Source organism: Citrobacter sp. CK181, assembly GCF_030333595.1.
GTDB classification, from domain to species: domain Bacteria; phylum Pseudomonadota; class Gammaproteobacteria; order Enterobacterales; family Enterobacteriaceae; genus Citrobacter_B; species Citrobacter_B koseri.
The window spans coordinates 59,167-76,512 of record NZ_JAOWFN010000016.1 but is presented as its reverse complement, the minus strand read 5'-3'; the positions used below and the strand labels follow the sequence as shown (position 1 = coordinate 76,512).

13 protein-coding genes are annotated in these 17,346 nt (G+C 56.2%); 6 read left to right on the top strand and 7 right to left on the bottom strand.

The window, feature by feature from the left end; all coding sequences use genetic code 11:
• Nucleotides 1–8: 8 nt before the first annotated feature.
• Nucleotides 9–2,024 (top strand): tRNA(Met) cytidine acetyltransferase TmcA, encoded by a 2,016-nt coding sequence (locus tag OGW17_RS20765; RefSeq protein WP_071258047.1) that lies wholly within the window; start codon nucleotides 9–11, stop codon nucleotides 2,022–2,024.
• Nucleotides 2,025–2,097: 73 nt separating this feature from the next.
• Nucleotides 2,098–2,796 (top strand): esterase, encoded by a 699-nt coding sequence (gene ypfH / locus OGW17_RS20760; RefSeq protein ID WP_071258045.1) that lies wholly within the window; start codon nucleotides 2,098–2,100, stop codon nucleotides 2,794–2,796.
• 104 nt (nucleotides 2,797–2,900) lie between these two features.
• Here ypfH and OGW17_RS20755 read toward each other — a convergent pair whose 3' ends face one another.
• From OGW17_RS20755 to OGW17_RS20745, 3 genes are read right to left on the bottom strand one after another with little or no spacing between them, the layout of a single operon-like run.
• Complete coding sequence (locus OGW17_RS20755) at nucleotides 2,901–3,101, bottom strand: YpfN family protein (protein ID WP_012131308.1); 201 nt, start codon at nucleotides 3,099–3,101, stop codon at nucleotides 2,901–2,903.
• Between the two features lie 27 nt (nucleotides 3,102–3,128).
• The gene (gene dapE, locus OGW17_RS20750) at nucleotides 3,129–4,256 is read right to left on the bottom strand and encodes a succinyl-diaminopimelate desuccinylase (RefSeq protein WP_012131309.1); all 1,128 of its coding nucleotides are present in this window, start codon (nucleotides 4,254–4,256) and stop codon (nucleotides 3,129–3,131) included.
• 3 nt (nucleotides 4,257–4,259) lie between these two features.
• On the bottom strand, nucleotides 4,260–4,616 hold the full coding sequence (locus tag OGW17_RS20745; protein WP_012131310.1) for an ArsC family reductase: 357 nt from the start codon (nucleotides 4,614–4,616) through the stop codon (nucleotides 4,260–4,262).
• Between the two features lie 410 nt (nucleotides 4,617–5,026).
• Between OGW17_RS20745 and ypfM the strand changes: the two genes are divergently transcribed.
• Entirely contained in the window at nucleotides 5,027–5,086 is a 60-nt protein-coding gene (gene ypfM / locus OGW17_RS20740; protein ID WP_001386977.1) for a protein YpfM, read from the top strand.
• 73 nt (nucleotides 5,087–5,159) lie between these two features.
• Here the strand turns inward: ypfM and acrD are convergent, their stop codons facing one another.
• Nucleotides 5,160–8,273, bottom strand: a complete 3,114-nt coding sequence (gene acrD / locus OGW17_RS20735) for a multidrug efflux RND transporter permease AcrD (protein WP_049009703.1) — start codon at nucleotides 8,271–8,273, stop codon at nucleotides 5,160–5,162.
• Nucleotides 8,274–8,458: 185 nt separating this feature from the next.
• On the bottom strand, nucleotides 8,459–10,159 hold the full coding sequence (gene narQ / locus OGW17_RS20730) for a nitrate/nitrite two-component system sensor histidine kinase NarQ (protein WP_071258044.1): 1,701 nt from the start codon (nucleotides 10,157–10,159) through the stop codon (nucleotides 8,459–8,461).
• A gap of 224 nt (nucleotides 10,160–10,383) precedes the next feature.
• On the opposite strand from narQ, the gene aegA reads away from it, so the two are divergent.
• The 3 genes from aegA (at nucleotide 10,384) to OGW17_RS20715 (ending at nucleotide 14,194) form a co-directional block, all read left to right on the top strand.
• A complete protein-coding gene (gene aegA / locus OGW17_RS20725) occupies nucleotides 10,384–12,357 on the top strand; it encodes a formate-dependent uric acid utilization protein AegA (RefSeq protein WP_071258043.1) in 1,974 nt (657 codons plus the stop codon).
• Nucleotides 12,358–12,448: 91 nt separating this feature from the next.
• Nucleotides 12,449–13,024: a GDP-mannose pyrophosphatase NudK gene (gene nudK / locus OGW17_RS20720; protein ID WP_049009707.1), complete on the top strand. Its 576-nt coding sequence runs from the start codon at nucleotides 12,449–12,451 to the stop codon at nucleotides 13,022–13,024.
• 126 nt (nucleotides 13,025–13,150) lie between these two features.
• The gene (locus OGW17_RS20715; protein ID WP_058667861.1) at nucleotides 13,151–14,194 is read left to right on the top strand and encodes a DUF1176 domain-containing protein; all 1,044 of its coding nucleotides are present in this window, start codon (nucleotides 13,151–13,153) and stop codon (nucleotides 14,192–14,194) included.
• 102 nt (nucleotides 14,195–14,296) lie between these two features.
• Here OGW17_RS20715 and tkt read toward each other — a convergent pair whose 3' ends face one another.
• Nucleotides 14,297–16,291, bottom strand: coding sequence for a transketolase (tkt, locus tag OGW17_RS20710; RefSeq protein ID WP_058667858.1), 1,995 nt, complete (start codon nucleotides 16,289–16,291; stop codon nucleotides 14,297–14,299).
• Between the two features lie 20 nt (nucleotides 16,292–16,311).
• On the bottom strand, nucleotides 16,312–17,262 hold the full coding sequence (gene tal, locus OGW17_RS20705; RefSeq protein ID WP_047462108.1) for a transaldolase: 951 nt from the start codon (nucleotides 17,260–17,262) through the stop codon (nucleotides 16,312–16,314).
• Between the last annotated feature and the right edge of the window lie 84 nt (nucleotides 17,263–17,346).

The following is a 17,346-nucleotide window of genomic DNA, read 5'->3' as shown; positions in this document are numbered from 1 at the left end:
GGGCAGGGATGTCTGACAATGACGCATTGCGGGCGCTAACCGCACAAATGGCGCAGGAAGGGATTCGTCGGCTGCTGGTGCTCAGCGGCGATGCGTCCTGGTGTCGTGAACGGGCGCTGGCGCTGCGAGAAGCATTGGCTGGCGACTGGCTGTGGGTGGCAACCGATGCGCCCGCCGCGCCGCACTGTACGCCGCAGGCGTTACAAACGCTACTGGGACGCGAGTTCCGCCACGCGGTTTTTGATGCGCAGTTGGGGTTTGATGCCTCGGCATTCGCGGCGCTGAGCGGCACGCTGCGAGCCGGAAGCTGGCTGGTGCTGCTGACGCCGCCGTATTCTGCATGGGAATCCCGTCCCGATGCGGATTCGCTGCGCTGGAGCGACTGCCCGCAGCCTGTTGCAACGCCACATTTTATCCAGCACCTCAAACGCGTGATGTCCCGTGACGAGCAGGCGCTGCACTGGCAGCAGTCTCAACCGTTTTCATGGCCGCGCTTTCCTGCCCGTCCCCACTGGCGACCCGCTACGGGTGAACCACAGCCTGAGCAGGCCGCGATTTTGCGGCATCTGCTGCGGATGCCGCCCGGCGTGGCCGCCGTTACGGCGGCGCGAGGGCGGGGTAAATCGGCGCTGGCCGGGCAGTTAATTTCGCGGATGAGCGGGACGGCTATTGTAACTGCGCCATCGAGAGCGGCGACGGACGTGCTGGCGCAGTTTGCCGGTGAGAAATTTCGCTTTCTCGCTCCTGATGCGCTGTTGGCGGGCACGGAAACGGCCGACTGGCTGATTGTCGATGAAGCGGCGGCAATCCCCGCGCCGCTGCTGCATCGCCTGGCGTCACGTTTTTCACGCATATTGTTGACCACCACCGTTCAGGGTTATGAAGGGACGGGACGCGGTTTTCTGCTGAAGTTCTGCGCCCGTTTTCCTCATCTCCGGCGTTTTGAACTGCGACAGCCTGTTCGCTGGGCGCAGGGGTGCCCGCTGGAACAATGGGTCGGCGAAGCGCTGATATTCGACGACGAGACGTTTGCCTATGCGCCGCAGGGGGCGATTCGGTTCTCCGCTTTTACGCAGGCGCTCTGGCATACCGGGCCGGCGCAGCCGCTGGCGGTGTATCAGCTGCTTTCCGGCGCGCACTACCGCACCTCTCCGCTCGATCTGCGCCGTATGATGGATGCGCCGGGGCAGCATTTTCTCGGCGCTTTTACGGCTGAACGAGTGGCGGGGGCCGCCTGGCTGGTGGAAGAGGGCGGACTATCGGCCGCGACGAGCCAGGCCGTGTGGGCGGGCTATCGTCGCCCGCGCGGAAATCTTGTCGCGCAGTCGTTGGCCGCTCATGGCGGCGATCCGCTGGCGGCGACGCTGACCGGGCGTCGGGTGAGCCGTATTGCCGTCCACCCGGCCCGCCAGCGGGAAGGGATTGGGCAGCAGCTAATCGCTGAGGCATACGGCGGCGCCAGCCGATGCGACTATCTCTCCGTCAGTTTTGGTTATACCGCCGAACTCTGGCGATTCTGGCAGCGTTGCGGTTTTGTGCTGGTGCGGATGGGGAACCACAAGGAGGCGAGCAGCGGCTGTTATACGGCGATGGCTTTGCTGCCCATCAGCGCGGCTGGCGCGCGGCTGGCGCACCGCGAGCACCAGCGTTTGCGCCGGGATGCGGAGATACTGGCTCGCTGGAACGGCGAAGCGATCCCGGTTATCCCGCTGAAAGCGTCTACGCTTAATGATGATGACTGGGATGAACTGGCGGGCTTTGCGTTTGCCCATCGACCGTTGCTCACGTCGTTAGGCAGTCTGAGTCGACTGCTTGAGCGCTGCGAGCTGGCGCTCCCCGCGCTGCGTGGACGCCTGGAGGAGAAGTGCAGCGACGCGAATCTGTGTATCCGGCTGGGTTTGCCTGGGCGTAAAGCGCTGCTTGTCGCCCAGCGCCGGGAAGTCGCCCATGCGCTTACCGCGCTGGATGACGAACGGGCGCAGCGGTTACGCGAACGCGTTTTGCAATGGCAATTTTTTCACTAACTCCTTCAATTTCCTGGCATGGTCATTGTGATTAAGCGGCGTAGAATCTGTTCTATCAGTTAAGGAGATCGCCATGAAACATGACCATTTTGTTGTTCAAAGCCCCGATAAACCCGCGAAACAACTGCTGTTGCTGTTTCATGGCGTGGGCGATAACCCAGTCTCAATGGGAGAAATTGGCTCCTGGTTCGCACCGTTATTTCCAGAGGCGCTGGTGGTCAGCATTGGCGGCGCGGAACCTTGTGGCCCGGCGCCTGGGAGTCAGTGGTTTTCGGTTCAGGATGTGACGGAAGAGAACCGCCAGGCGCGGGTTGATGCGATTATGCCGGTGTTTATCGAGACGGTTCGCTACTGGCAGAAACAGAGCGGCGTTGGGCCGGAGGCTACCGCGCTGATTGGGTTTTCGCAGGGGGCGATTATGTCTCTTGAGAGCATCAAGGCCGAGCCGGGTCTGGCATCGCGCGTGATTGCTTTCAACGGACGCTACGCCAGCTTGCCGGAAACCGCCACGACCGCCACAACGGTACATTTGATTCACGGCGGTGAAGACCGGGTGATTGAGTTATCTCATGCGGTTGCCGCACAGGAAGCGTTAGTCCGTGCCGGAGGCGATGTGACGCTGGATATCGTCGAGGATTTAGGCCATGCGATTGACGATCGCAGTATGCAGTTTGCGCTCGACCATTTGCGCTATACCGTGCCGAAACACTACTTTGATGAAGCGTTGAGCGGCGGTAAGCCGAATGATGATGATATTATCGAAATGATATAAGCCGGAACTGAACCGTAGGCCGGATAGGGCGAAGCCGCCATCCGGCATTCAGACGGTATGTTGCCTGATGGCGACACGCTTATCAGGCCTACAGGTTTATCTGACTATTTCTTTGGCTGATCTTTCTTCGGCCAGTCGTCGTCATCGTCCCACTTATCGTTAAAATCACGATGCGGGGGCAGCTCCGGTTTATTGGCGAGGAATTTTTTGTGATCGACCCGCTTGAGGTCTTTGATCACATTGATCAGTACGCCCACCAAAAACACCAGCACCAGAATCCACCAATATTTTGCCAGCCAGTCCATGCTTATTTCCTCTTACAGGAACACGCGTCAGGCGACGAGTTGTTCCATAATACGTTGATACATGCGGGCAAGCAGTTGCAGATCGGCTGCATTAACACATTCATTAATTTTATGAATGGTGGCGTTGACCGGCCCGAGTTCGACTACCTGCGCCCCCATACGCGCAATAAAGCGCCCGTCGGACGTTCCACCCGTAGTGAGTAACTGCGGTTTTATCTCATTATAGTGCTCAATGGCGTTCACCACCGCATCCACCAGCTTGCCGCGCGCCGTCAGGAACGGCTGGCCGGAAAGCCACCAGTCCACCGTGTAGCGTAATTGATGTTTATCCAGCAGCGCGTGAACGCGCTCTTTGAGAGTCTCATCGGTCAGTTCGGTGCTGAAGCGGAAATTGAACTGAATAAACAGCTCGCCCGGAATGACGTTATTGCTGCCGGTGCCAGCCTGAATGTTGGCAATCTGCATACTGGTCGCCGGGAAAAATTCATTTCCCTGATCCCACTCGATCGCCACCAGTTCATTCAACATCGGCGCTGCGCGATGCACCGGGTTATCCGCCAGATGGGGATAAGCGACGTGCCCCTGCACACCGTGGATCGTCAGGTTACAGGTCAGCGACCCGCGACGGCCATTCTTGACCACATCACCGACGATTTCAGTGCTGGACGGTTCGCCGACCAGGCAATAATCCAGACGTTCGTTACGCGCCATCAGCGTTTCGACCACCTTCACGGTGCCGTTTTTCGCGCTGGCTTCTTCATCCGAGGTGATAAGGAACGCCAGACGCCCCTGATGATCTGGATGCTGGGCGACGAAACGTTCAGCCGCAACGACCATCGCCGCCAGAGAGCCTTTCATGTCCGCCGCACCACGGCCAAACAGCATTCCGTCGCGGATTGTCGGTTCAAAAGGCGGGTTGATCCAGCGATCGACATCACCCGCTGGTACGACATCGGTATGCCCGGCAAAGGCCAGCGTTTCGCCTTGTCCGCGCCATGCCCAAAAATTCTGTGTATCGCCAAAATCCATATGCTCAACGGTAAAACCGATTGCACGCAGGCGTTCAATCATTAACGCCTGGCATCCTGCGTCATCTGGACTCAGGGAAGGGCGGCGAATAAGCTGCTGTGTCAGCTCAATAACCGGGCACGACATAGACTACACCTCATCAAAAAACTGCTGATAACTGGATTCGCTAAAACCCAGCAGCATAGGCTTCCCGGTCGCGCAGAGCAATGGGCGTTTGATAATTGCTGGCATTTCAGTCATTAATGCTGCGGCGGACGCCGCATCCGTGATGCCGTTACGCGTGGCTTCATCAAGTTTACGCCATGTCGTTCCGCGCGTATTCAGCAAGGGCTGCCAGCCTGACTCCGCAATAAACGTATTCAATAACGCGGCATCGATTCCGTCTGCGCGGTAATCGTGAAAGCGGTAGTCAATACCGTGAGCCTCCAGCCAGCGTCGCGCCTTTTTAATCGTGTCACAATTTTTGATGCCGTAGACGGTGATCATGTTGAATCCTTTTACGCGAATTACGAATAATTAAGCAATATTATCGTGGTATCCGTCAGTGCGGAACTGCCATATACCGGTTATTTATCATGACATAATAAACGGTAAATATAACATTGTTGAACTCTTGTGAATAATAATTCTGAAATGTTGCTTAATAAGCATCTCATCGGGAAGTATAAATCCAGTGAGCTGCAATAGGCTGTTTCTTAACTGAAATGAGCGCGGTTTTCAGAAGTGGATTAATGTTTCAAAATATTGCAGTAAGTCACATAAAATTTATGGTTACAGGGTCATAGTAATGCCATGAACCCCATTCACCGGAGGATGTAATCACTGCAATCGGTTAAATTATCTTCTCTTGAGGATAATGTTTTCGTAGAATAGCCATAATAATAAGAGAGGTTGTTATGATTGAACGTGAACTGGGGAACTGGAAAGATTTTATCGAAGTTATGCTTCGCAAATAAATTTCTGGAAGATATCCTGATCCTGAAAAGGATAAGAAAAAGGCGACTCAAAGTAAGTCGCCTTTTTTGTGCCTTATTCCGGCTTCGGTTTCAGCGGGAAGCGGCGACGTACCAGCACAAAGAACAGCGGTACGAAGTAAATCGCCAGAATGGTGGCTGAGATCATCCCGCCCATGACGCCTGTCCCGACGGCATGCTGGCTCCCGGAACCCGCCCCGTTGCTAATCGCCATCGGCAGCACCCCGAAAATAAAGGCCAGAGAGGTCATCAGAATTGGGCGTAAACGCTGGCGGCAGGCATGCAGCGTGGCATCCAGCAGATCGTGGCCTTTCTCGTTCATCTCATTGGCGAATTCGACAATCAGGATCGCGTTTTTCGCGGAAAGGCCGATCACCGTTAGCAACCCGACCTGGAAGTAAACGTCATTTTCCAGTCCGCGCATCCAGGTGGCGAGCAGCGCGCCAATGACGCCCAGCGGCACCACCAGCATAACCGAGAACGGCACCGACCAGCTTTCATACAGCGCGGCCAGACACAGGAAAACGACCAGCAGCGAAATGGCGTACAGCGCAGGCGCCTGCGCGCCAGAGAGGCGTTCCTGATAAGACATCGCCGTCCATTCAAGCCCAAACCCCGTTGGCAACTGGCGAACCAGCGACTCCATTACATCCATTGCCGTACCGGTACTGATGCCAGGCGCCGCTTCGCCGACAATTTCGACCGCCGAGTAGCCGTTATAGCGCTCCAGACGCGGAGAGCCCGTTTCCCAGCGTGACGTCGCAAAGGCGGAGAAAGGCACCATGCCGCCGTCTTTATTACGCACATACCAGAGATTGATATCGTCCGGCAGCATGCGGTATTTCGCCGCCGCCTGTACATAGACCTTCTTCACGCGGCCCCGGTCCATAAAGTCATTGACGTAACTGGAGCCCCATGCGGTTTGCAGCGTGTCGTTGATGTCGTCGATAGAGACGCCCAGCGCCTGGGCTTTGCGCTGGTCGATATCAATTTGCAACTGTGGACTGTCGTCCAGACCATTGTGACGCACGCGGGTCAGCGAACTGTCCTGCGCCGCCAGCTCAATCAACCGATCGCGCGCGGCCATTAAGGCATCGTGACCGGCGCCCGCGTGGTCCTGAAGTTCCATATCAAACCCTGCGGAACTGCCCAGACCGCTGATTGCCGGTGGACTGCTGGCGTAAACGCGCGCTTCTTTAATCTTGTTAAAGGCTTTCGTGGCGCGTTCAATAATGGCAAACGAGGTGCCGGTTGTGGCGTTGCGTTCGTCCCAGTCTTTTAAGCGGACAAACATGCGCGCCACGTTTTGACCGTTCCCGCCAGGCCCCGATCCCACCGTCGAGAAGACGGACATGACGTTGTCTTTCTCCTGGGTGAAGTAATATTTTTCAACTTCCTGCACCACTTTTAAGGTCTGCTGCTGCGTGGAGCCGCTTGGCAACTGTACCGAGGTAATAAACATCCCGCGATCTTCCTGCGGCAAGAAGGAGGTCGGCAAACGCAGGAACAGCACCACCATCGCGCCGAGCAACAGAACGTAGATCAGTATCCAGCGCAGGCTGCGATGCAGGATCTTCGCAACGCCTTTCTCGTAGCGTTCAGCGTTGCGGTTGAACGTCCGGTTAAACCAGCCGAAGAAGCCTTTCTGTCCGTGATGCTCGCCTTTGTGCAGGGGTTTTAGCAGCGTGGCGCACAGGGCGGGCGTCAGGATCATCGCCACCAGCACGGAGAGCACCATCGCGGCGACAATCGTGATGGAGAACTGGCGATAGATAGCCCCGGTCGTACCGCCAAAGAAAGCCATCGGCACAAATACGGCTGACAGCACCATCGCGATACCGACCAGCGCCCCTTGTATCTGCCCCATCGATTTTCTGGTGGCTTCGCGCGGCGAAAGACCTTCCTCGCTCATGATGCGCTCGACGTTTTCCACCACCACGATGGCGTCATCGACCAGCAGGCCGATCGCCAGCACCATCGCGAACATCGTCAGCGTGTTAATGCTGTAGTCGAAGGCATACAGGACGGAGAACGTCCCCATCAATACCACCGGTACGGCGATAGTGGGGATCAGCGTGGCGCGGAAGTTTTGCAGGAACAGGTACATCACCAGGAACACCAGCGCGATGGCTTCCAGCAGGGTTTTCACCACATCGATAATCGAGGCTTTGACGAAGGAGGTGGTTTCATACGCCACCTTATACTCCAGACCGTGCGGGAAGTATTCGGCCAGCTCGTCCAGGCGGTTAAGCACCAGTTTGGCGGTTTCCATTTCGTTGGCGCCAGAGGCCAGTTTTACCCCCAGACCGGAGGCCGGATTACCGTTGAAGCGGCTGAGATAATCATATTTTTCAGCGCCCATTTCGACGGTCGCCACATCGCCCAGCTTGACCTCTGAACCATCCTGGTTGACGCGCAGCGTGATATCACGAAACTGCTCGGGCGTTTGCAGCAGCGACTGGGCGTTGATTGTCGCATTGAGCGCCTGCCTGTCGACCGAAGGCGTGCCGCCAAGCTGCCCGACGGCAATTTGCGCGTTCTGTGATTCGATAGCATCCGTGACATCTTTTGCGGTCATCTGGTAGCTGTTGAGTTTGGCCGGGTCCAGCCAGATACGCATCGAATATTGCGAACCGTAGGCGTCGATATCCCCCACGCCGTTTACGCGGCTGAGCGGGTCCTGGATATTACTGGCGACATAGTCGGCGATGTCCTGTTTATCCATTGAGCCGTCGGTGGAGACAAACGCAATGGTCAGGATGTTGGTGTCCCCGGTTTTACGGACCGTGACGCCCTGGTTCTGTACCGCCTGCGGCAATTTACGCATTGCCGATTGCAGCTGGTTTTGTACCTGCTGGACGGCTTCATCGGGGTCGGTTCCGGCCACAAAACTGAGCGTCACCGTTGCCTGGCCCGTCCCGCTGCTTTGCGACGACATATACATCAGATTATCGAGGCCGGTCATATTCTGTTCGATAACCTGAGTGACGGTATTTTCCAGCGTCTGCGCGGATGCCCCCGGATAATTCGCGGTAATGCGGACGTTTGGCGGCGCCAGGTCGGGATATTGCTCTACGGGCAAAGAGAGAATGGCCAGGGTGCCCGTCAGACACAACAGGATTGCCAGCACCCAGGCAAAAATGGGGCGATCGATAAAGAAATTCGCCATTAAAGGAGGACCTCGTGTTTCTGCGTATAATTATTGGGTATGACCTGCTTCACTGTAGCGGCAAGGTACGTGTCAAACGTGGAGAAAAAAAGAAGATAATGTAAATTATCATGCACGTTTACAGCATACATTTTGTGCCAGTGCCGCCCTGTCTGTATTCCCGCCGTGCGGTGCTTTGCCGTTCTTTACGCTAATTGACCCTCTTCATCTTCCGATGAGCGAAAACTGATGCTGACCAGCGTCCCGCCCCCTGACGGTTGCGAGAAATTCAGCGTGCCGCTAAGTCTTTCCGCACGCTCGCGCATAATGTTCAGACCGTAGTGCCCCGTTGGTTCGTTCGGTTCGCCAATGCCGACGCCGTTATCCCGAATATAGACCGTATGGTTGCCATCGGGGGCGGTGACGCAGCTAACGGCGATCTCCGTGGCGCTGGCGTGTTTAATCGCATTCAGCACCGCCTCGCGAACGATTTGTAACAGGTGCACCTGCATTTGCGCATCCAGCGCCAGCGTCGGTAAACGGCAATCCAGCGTCAGTTTCGCAGAGGTCTGGCTTTGCAGGGTATCCAGCATTTCATGCAGCGCAGAAGGTAAGTCGGCCTGCTGTAAGGTCAGGCGGAAGGTGGTCAGCAGCTCGCGCAACTGACGATAAGCGTCGTTCAGCGCCCGGGAGAAATCCGCCATGATGCTTTGCGCAGGGAGGTTATCTTCTGGAATTGAGCGCTTCAGCAGCGTCAACTGAATGCGCAAATAGGAGAGCACCTGCGCCAGTGAGTCATGCAGCTCGCGGGCGATAGTCGCGCGCTCTTCCATCAGCAGCAGTTGCTGGAAATGTTTTTGCGCCTGATTAAAGTACAAACCGCGCCCCAGCATGGTCGATACGCTGTGCAGCAGCGGGGTGGAGGCGCTGACGTTGGGGCTTTGCCAGTGCAGTTCGCCGTAGACCGTTTCCTGCATCGTGACCGGCAGAATCTGCATGGGCAAATCAGCGCTTTCCGTTCCTTCGCTGATCCGCCAGTTATCGCCCACGGTTAATTCCAGATAGTACGCGGCGTCATGTTCGCGGACGATCTGTAGAATATGGCGGAAACAGTGAACGTCGATTTGGCTGGTATTGAGCGCCTGTGAGCACTGGTACAGCACTTCCAGACGGCGGTTGGCTTCGTGCAGATCGTGGGTTTTTTCTTCTACCGAAGCTTCGAGAGAGCGGTACAGCTTATGCAACTCGCTCGACATCTGGCTAAATGTTTTGGCCAGCAGCCCCAGCTCATTCGGCAAGTGGGTATTCAGCGGCGGGATGTCGAACTGACCATGTTCAATGTGCTGGCTGGCGGCGACCAGTTGGTTAAGCGGCTGGACTACCTGCTGGCGAATACGCCGCAGGGTGAAAAAGACCAGCGTGAAGATCCCGATGCCGCCCGCCAGCGATATGCCGACCACCAGCATCACCTTGCGCTCGGCATAGTGTTGCAGCGCCAGAACGAAGAGATCGATCTGATCGACATAGTTATTGATATTGGCGCGATACCATTTTATATCCGCATCTACCAGCCTCGTGTTCATCTCCAGCCAGTTCGCATGCAGTTGCCCGTAACGGCTTTTAACCGTCTGTGGGACGTACCAGGCGTTCAGGTTACTTAACGCGGGAGAGTTGAGCGCTTGCTGAAAAAGCTGACGGTGCGCGTTCAATTGCGGACTGCCGCTTTGCAGATCGTAACCCAGTCGGTAGCTCTGCATACGCAGTGAACCGGCCACGTTAATGGCCTCGGCATCCCGCAAACTGCTCGCCAGCGTCAGCAGGGCGATACCGGTTGAGAGAATCGACAGCAGCACAATGTAAAAAAAGGCCCGGGCCAGGCTGGCCGAGACAGGGCGTTTGACGACCACGCGCGTAATCCCCGAAAAATATGCTCACAGTGAACGGATAAATATTGGCATTGGCAAGTGTAACTGAAACGCAATTTCACCAGCGATGAAATAAATTGATCTGCCACAGGTTCTGGATAAATAGTTGTGCGTCCTGGGCAAATGAACATTGCCGACCCCTTCGGCGTCGGTTAATAACATTCATATAAAGAATAAGGTTTTTGCCACCAAAACAGAAGGACGCCATGAATCGTTTTATTATGGCCAATAGCCAACAGTGCCTGGGATGCCATGCCTGTGAGGTCGCTTGCGTAATGGCCCACAATGATGAGCAACACGTACTGCACCAGCGGCATTTTCAGCCCCGAATTACGGTGATCAAACATCAGCATCAGCGCAGCGCGGTAACCTGCCACCACTGCGAGGATGCGCCTTGCGCCCGGAGTTGCCCAAATGGCGCAATCCGTCATGTCAAAGACAGCGTTCAGGTCAACCAGCAAAAATGTATCGGCTGTAAATCCTGCGTGGTTGCCTGTCCCTTCGGCACAATGCAGATAATCCTTACACCAACAGGTCAGGATCAGGTCAAAGCCACAGCGCACAAATGCGATTTGTGTCTGGATCGCGAAGACGGCCCGGCCTGTGTTGAAAACTGCCCGGCAGATGCGTTGCAGCTGGTAACGGAGGCGTCGCTGACCCGGCTGTCGAAAGCGCGGCGTCTGCGCACCGCGCGTCAGGAAAATCAGCCCTGGCATGCCTGTGCGACGGGAGTCACTCCTTATGCGCTCAATAAAGTTGAACAGATGCGGGCGACGCCCCCACGCGGCGAGCCGGATAAGCTGGCGATTGACGCGCGAAAAACCAGCTTTGATGAAATCTACCTGCCGTTTCGTACCGCGCAGGCTGAACGCGAAGCGGCCCGTTGCCTGAAGTGCGGTGAACACAGTATCTGCGAGTGGACGTGTCCGCTGCACAACCATATTCCGCAGTGGATTGAGCTGGTAAAAGCGGGAAACATTGACGATGCGGTGGCGCTGTCGCACCAGACTAACTGCCTGCCGGAAATTACCGGGCGCGTATGCCCGCAGGACAGGCTGTGCGAAGGCGCCTGTACGGTGCGCGATGAGTATGGCGCGGTGACGATCGGCAATATTGAACGCTACATTTCCGACCGGGCGCTGGACAAAGGCTGGCGGCCAGACCTGAGCGGCGTTCAGCAGCAGGATAAACGTGTGGCGATTATTGGCGCGGGCCCGGCCGGGCTGGCCTGCGCAGATGTGCTGGCGCGTCATGGCGTGAGCACGACCGTGTTCGATCGCCACCCTGAAATTGGCGGCCTGCTGACCTTTGGCATTCCCTCTTTTAAGCTGGATAAATCACTGCTGGCGCGCCGTCGCGAAATCTTCAGCGCGATGGGAATTCATTTTGAACTGAACTGCGAAGTCGGCAAAGACGTCAGACTGGCGTCGCTGCTGGATGAGTACGATGCGGTTTTTGTCGGCGTCGGCACATACCGTTCCATGAAGGCCGACCTGCCAAATGAAGATGCGCCGGGCGTATATGATGCGCTGCCGTTCCTGATTGCCAACACGAAACAGGTTATGGGGCTGGATGAATTGCCTGACGAACCTTTTATCGACACCGCCGGGCTTAATGTTGTGGTGCTGGGCGGCGGCGATACCGCGATGGACTGCGTGCGTACCGCGCTGCGTCATGGCGCAAGCCAGGTGACCTGCGCATATCGTCGCGACGAGGCGAATATGCCGGGGTCGAAAAAAGAGGTAAAAAACGCACGGGAAGAGGGGGCGCACTTTGAATTTAACGTACAGCCGGTTGAACTGGTGCTGAATGCCGACGGTTGCGTCAGCGGCGTGCGTTTTTTACGTACTCAGCTTGGCGAACCCGATGCGCAGGGGCGTCGCCGCCCGATGCCCATCGCGGGCAGCGAGTTTGTCATGCCCGCTGATGCGGTAATTATGGCGTTTGGTTTTCATCCGCATGGTATGCCGTGGCTGGAAGCGCACGGTGTGAAAGTGGACGACTGGGGGCGCATTGCGGCAAATGTCGAAAGCGCGTTCCGTTACCAGACCAGTAATCCTAAAATCTTCGCGGGCGGTGACGCCGTGCGCGGCGCCGATCTGGTGGTGACGGCGATGGCGGAAGGGCGTCACGCCGCGCAGGGGATTATTCAGTGGCTGGGGATCATGCAAACCGGATAAGTCTCCATTCGGCGCGAGCAGCATGATAGCGCGCAGACAAAACCGGCCTTGCGGCGTAAGATTACCTGTCTTCTTACGCTGTGGAGCCGGTATGTCGCAAAAAATTACTCTCATCAAAGACAAAGTTCTCTCTGATAACTACTTTATCCTGCGCAATATTACCTACGATCTGACCCGTAAAAATGGCGATGTGATTCGCCATAAGCGCGAGGTTTACGATCGCGGCAATGGCGCAACGATCCTGCTGTATAACCGCGAAAAACAAACCGTGGTGCTCATCCGCCAGTTTCGCGTTGCCACCTGGGTGAACGGCAATGAAAGCGGCCAGTTGATAGAAACCTGCGCCGGGCTGCTGGATAACGACGAGCCGGAAGCGTGCATTCGCAAAGAAGCGATTGAAGAGACCGGCTATGAAGTGGGTGAGGTGCGTAAACTGTTTGAGTTATACATGTCGCCTGGCGGCGTGACGGAACTGATTCACTTCTTCATTGCAGAATACAGCGACAGTCAGCGGGCAAACGCAGGCGGCGGTGTGGAAGATGAAGATATTGAGGTACTGGAACTGCCATTAACACAGGCGCTGGCGATGATCAAAACCGGTGAGATACGAGACGGTAAGACCGTGTTATTGCTCAATTATTTGCATTCTTCCTCGCTAATGGATTGATAAATAAGGTTTATATTTCTTTACATAATGATGCCGCTATCCGACAAATCTGATTGAGCCACAGGAGTCGCGCAAGGAAGATACCGCCTAAAGCCGTTTCGTTTTTCTTCTGGGGTTGTACCGTCCATGCGCAATCGCGTTATTTTCGTTTTCCTGCTCGGCCTGCTGCCGACGTCGCTGACGTGGGCGGCGCCAGCGCAGCAGACTTTTTCTGACTGGCAGGTCACCTGTAACAATCAGAATTTTTGCGTGGCGCGTAATACCGGCGAACATCGCGGGCTGGTGATGACCTTAAGCCGCAGCGCCGGGGCGCATACCGATGCGGTACTTCGCATTGATTTGGGGGGGCTGACCTCGCCCGGTGCGAAAGAGGCGGAGATTGCGCCGCGTCTGCTGCTGGATGAAAAACCGCTGCCGCTAAATGCCGGGCAATGGCGTATCACGCCCTGGCATCTGATGACGGACGACACCGCCACCATTGCCGCGTTTTTACAGACCATTCAGGAAGCCCAGGCGATTACTCTGAAAAAGGGAAAACAGACGATTTCTCTGGTGGGGCTTAAAGCTGCGCTGTTGTTTATCGACGCACAGCAAAAACGCGTTGGCAGCGAAACGGCGTGGATTGATAAAGGGAATGATCCACCGCTCAGCGTGCCGCCCGCGCCAGCGCTGAAAGGCGTGGCTATCGTCAACCCAACGCCGACGCCGCTCTCTTATGATGAACGCAACGATCTGCTGGATTACGGTAACTGGCGGATGAACAGTATTCACTGCTCGCTTGACCCGATGCGCCGGGAAGTGCGCGTCGCGGCCCTGACCGATGACAAAGCCCTGCTGATGACCGGTTGCGAAGCCGGAGCCTATAATACGGTCGATCTCGCGTGGATTGTCTCACGCAAAAAACCATTCGCCTCCCGCGCCGTACGGTTGCGTTTACCCTTTAACTCCGGGGCTGAAAGCAATGATATGGAGCTGATGAACGCGGTTTTTGACGAGAAATCCCGGGAATTAATCACGCTGGCAAAAGGGCGTGGGTTGGCCGATTGCGGTATCCAGACGCGCTGGCGTTTTGACGGCCAGCGTTTTCGTTTGGTGCGTTATGCCGAAGAGCCAAGCTGCGATAACTGGCATGGGCCAGATGCCTGGCCCACGTTGTGGATCACACGTTAGGGGCGCCCGGTGGCGCTAACGCTTACCGGGCCTACGGACTGTTTTGTAGGCCGGATAAGACGCATCGCGTCGCCATCCGGCTTCCGACCCACTCATCCATTTTTACGCTTTAAGCACCTTATGCGCTTTTTCGACGATATTCTCGACCGTAAAGCCGAAATAAGGGAACAGTTTTTCGGCCGGGGCCGATTCGCCATATCCCGTCATCCCGACAATCGCGCCTTTCAGCCCGACATATTTGTACCAGTAGTCGGCAATGCCCGCCTCAATCGCCACGCGAGCGGCAACGTTCGACGGCAGCACGGATTCGCGATACGCCTCATCCTGAGCATCAAAAATATCCGTCGAAGGCAGGGACACCACCCGGACGTTATGGCCTTCTCCGGTCAGCTTTTCCGCCGCCAGCAGGGTGATTTCCATTTCAGACCCGGTGGCAATCAGGATCACATCCGGCTTACCGCCGCTGTCTTTCAGCACATAACCACCACGGGCGATCTCCTTCACCTGCTCCGGGGTACGCTCCACCTGCGCCAGATTCTGCCTTGAGAGAATCAGCGCCGTCGGGCCGGTATGGCGCTCAACCGCCAGCTTCCAGCCGACTGCCGCCTCAACCTGATCGCACGGACGCCAGGTGCTGAAATTTGGCGTCAGACGCAGGCTGGCCAGCTGCTCCACGGCCTGGTGCGTCGGCCCATCTTCACCCAGCCCGATGGAGTCGTGGGTATAAACCATGATCTGCCGGGCTTTCATCAACGCCGCCATTCGCGCCGCGTTACGGGCGTATTCCACAAACATCAGGAAGGTCGCGGTGTAAGGCACAAATCCGCCGTGGTGGGCAATGCCGTTGGCAATGGCCGTCATACCAAATTCGCGCACGCCGTAGTGAATGTAATTCCCGGCCGGATCTTCTTTCAGCGACGTCGAACCTTTCCAGATAGTCAGGTTACTGGGCGCGAGATCCGCCGAGCCGCCGAGCAGTTCCGGCAGTATTGGGCCGTAGGCGTTCAGCGTATTTTGCGATGCCTTGCGGGTGGCGATTTTGGCCGGGTTGGCCTGCAATTCAGCAATGTATTTTCGCGTCGTGGTTTCCCAGGACTCTGGCAACTCGCCGCGCATTCGTCGGGTAAACGTTCTTGCCAGATCGGGATATGCTTTCTGATACGCTGCGAACTTCTCCTGCCATGCCTGCTGCGCTTTTTCACCTTTTTCACGCGCATCCCAGGCTCGGTAAATCTCTTTCGGGATCTCAAAAGCAGGGTGATGCCAGCCCAGTTTCTGGCGGGTCAGCGCCACCTCTTCTTCTCCCAGCGCTGCGCCGTGAGACTCCTCTTTCCCAGCTTTATTCGGTGAGCCGAAGCCGATTACCGTCCGGCAAATAATCAACGACGGTTTGTCTTTTACACTCTGCGCTTCAAGAATCGCTTTCTTCACGGCTTCGGGATCGTGTCCGTCGATTTCATGCACTACATGCCAGTGATACGCTTCGAACCGTTTGGCGGTATCGTCGGTAAACCAGCCTTCGGTTTCGCCATCAATTGAGATGCCGTTGTGATCGTAGAAGCCGATTAGCTTGCCCAGCCCCAGCGTACCCGCCAGCGAGCAGACTTCGTGCGAAATCCCCTCCATCAGGCAGCCATCGCCCATAAAGACATACGTGTAGTGATCGACGATGTCATGATCGGGCTGATTAAACTGCGCGGCCAGCGTGCGTTCGGCAATCGCCAGGCCGACGGCGTTCGCCAGTCCCTGACCCAATGGCCCGGTGGTGGTTTCAACGCCTGGCGTATAGCCGATTTCCGGGTGTCCCGGCGTTTTTGAATGGAGCTGACGGAAGTTTTTCAGCTCCTCGATTGGCAGATCGTAGCCGGTCAGGTGCAGCAGGCTGTAGAGCAGCATTGACGCGTGGCCGTTGGAAAGAATAAAGCGATCGCGGTCATACCAGGTGGGGTCGGTCGGGTTGTGGCGGAGAAAATCATTCCACAACACTTCAGCAATATCCGCCATGCCCATTGGCGCGCCGGGATGACCGGAATTGGCTTTTTGTACGGCATCCATACTGAGCGCACGAATGGCATTGGCAAGGTCTTTTCGGGACATAAATCACTCCGTGGCAAGGTTTACAGTTTGGCGGCGAGCAGGTCTTCCAGTTTGCGTTGGTCAACGGCGAACAGGCGGATACCTTCCGACAGTTTCTCAACGGCCATCGCGTCCTGATTATGTTCCCAGCGGAATTCCGCTTCGGTCATCGGGGTCGGGCGATGGAACGTCTGCGATGACGGCACCAGTTTGCGGATCACCAGCTCTTCTTTTTCTTGTAGCGCTTTCAGTAGGTTGGGAGAAATGGTCAGGCGGTCGCAGCCTGTCAGCGCCAGGATTTGCTCGGTGCGACGGAAACTGGCCCCCATGACGATGGTTTCGTAGCGGTGACGTTTGAAGTAGTCATAGATATTACGTACCGATTTCACCCCCGGATCTTCTTCCACGACGTAGGGGTCCATCGGGCTGTGCGCCTGATACCAGTCATAGATACGCCCGACAAACGGCGAAACCAGAAAAACGCCCGCTTCCGCGCAGGCGCGCGCCTGTGCAAAAGAGAACAGCAGCGTCAGGTTACAGTTGATGCCTTCTTTCTCCAGCTCTTCCGCCGCCCGTATCCCTTCCCAGGTTGACGCGAGCTTAATTAAAATGCGCGATTTTTCCACGCCCTGCTGCTGGTAGAGATCAACCAGGTGGCGGGCCTTCTGCATACTTTTTTCTTTATCGAAGGATAAGCGCGCGTCCACTTCCGTAGAGACCCGTCCGGGGACGATTTTCAGAATTTCCGCACCGAAATTGACGGCCAGTTTATCGCTGGCCTCGGCGACCTGCTGCTCCTGGGTTTTACCGCGTTTCTTGCCCCAGGCGATCGCGTCATCAATCAAATGGCTGTATTGCGCAAGGCCAGCCGCTTTTAGCAGCAGCGAGGGATTGGTGGTGGCGTCCTGAGGCTGATAATGGCGAATGGATTCGATATCGCCGCTGTCTGCCACGACAGTGGTGAATTGTTTGATGCCGTCTAACTGGTTCATAGGAAATACTCCTTGAAAAGTAAAGCGTTAGGTGAGTGCGTTGATTCACACTTCTGAGAAATTCATGCAGTACACAACAAAAAA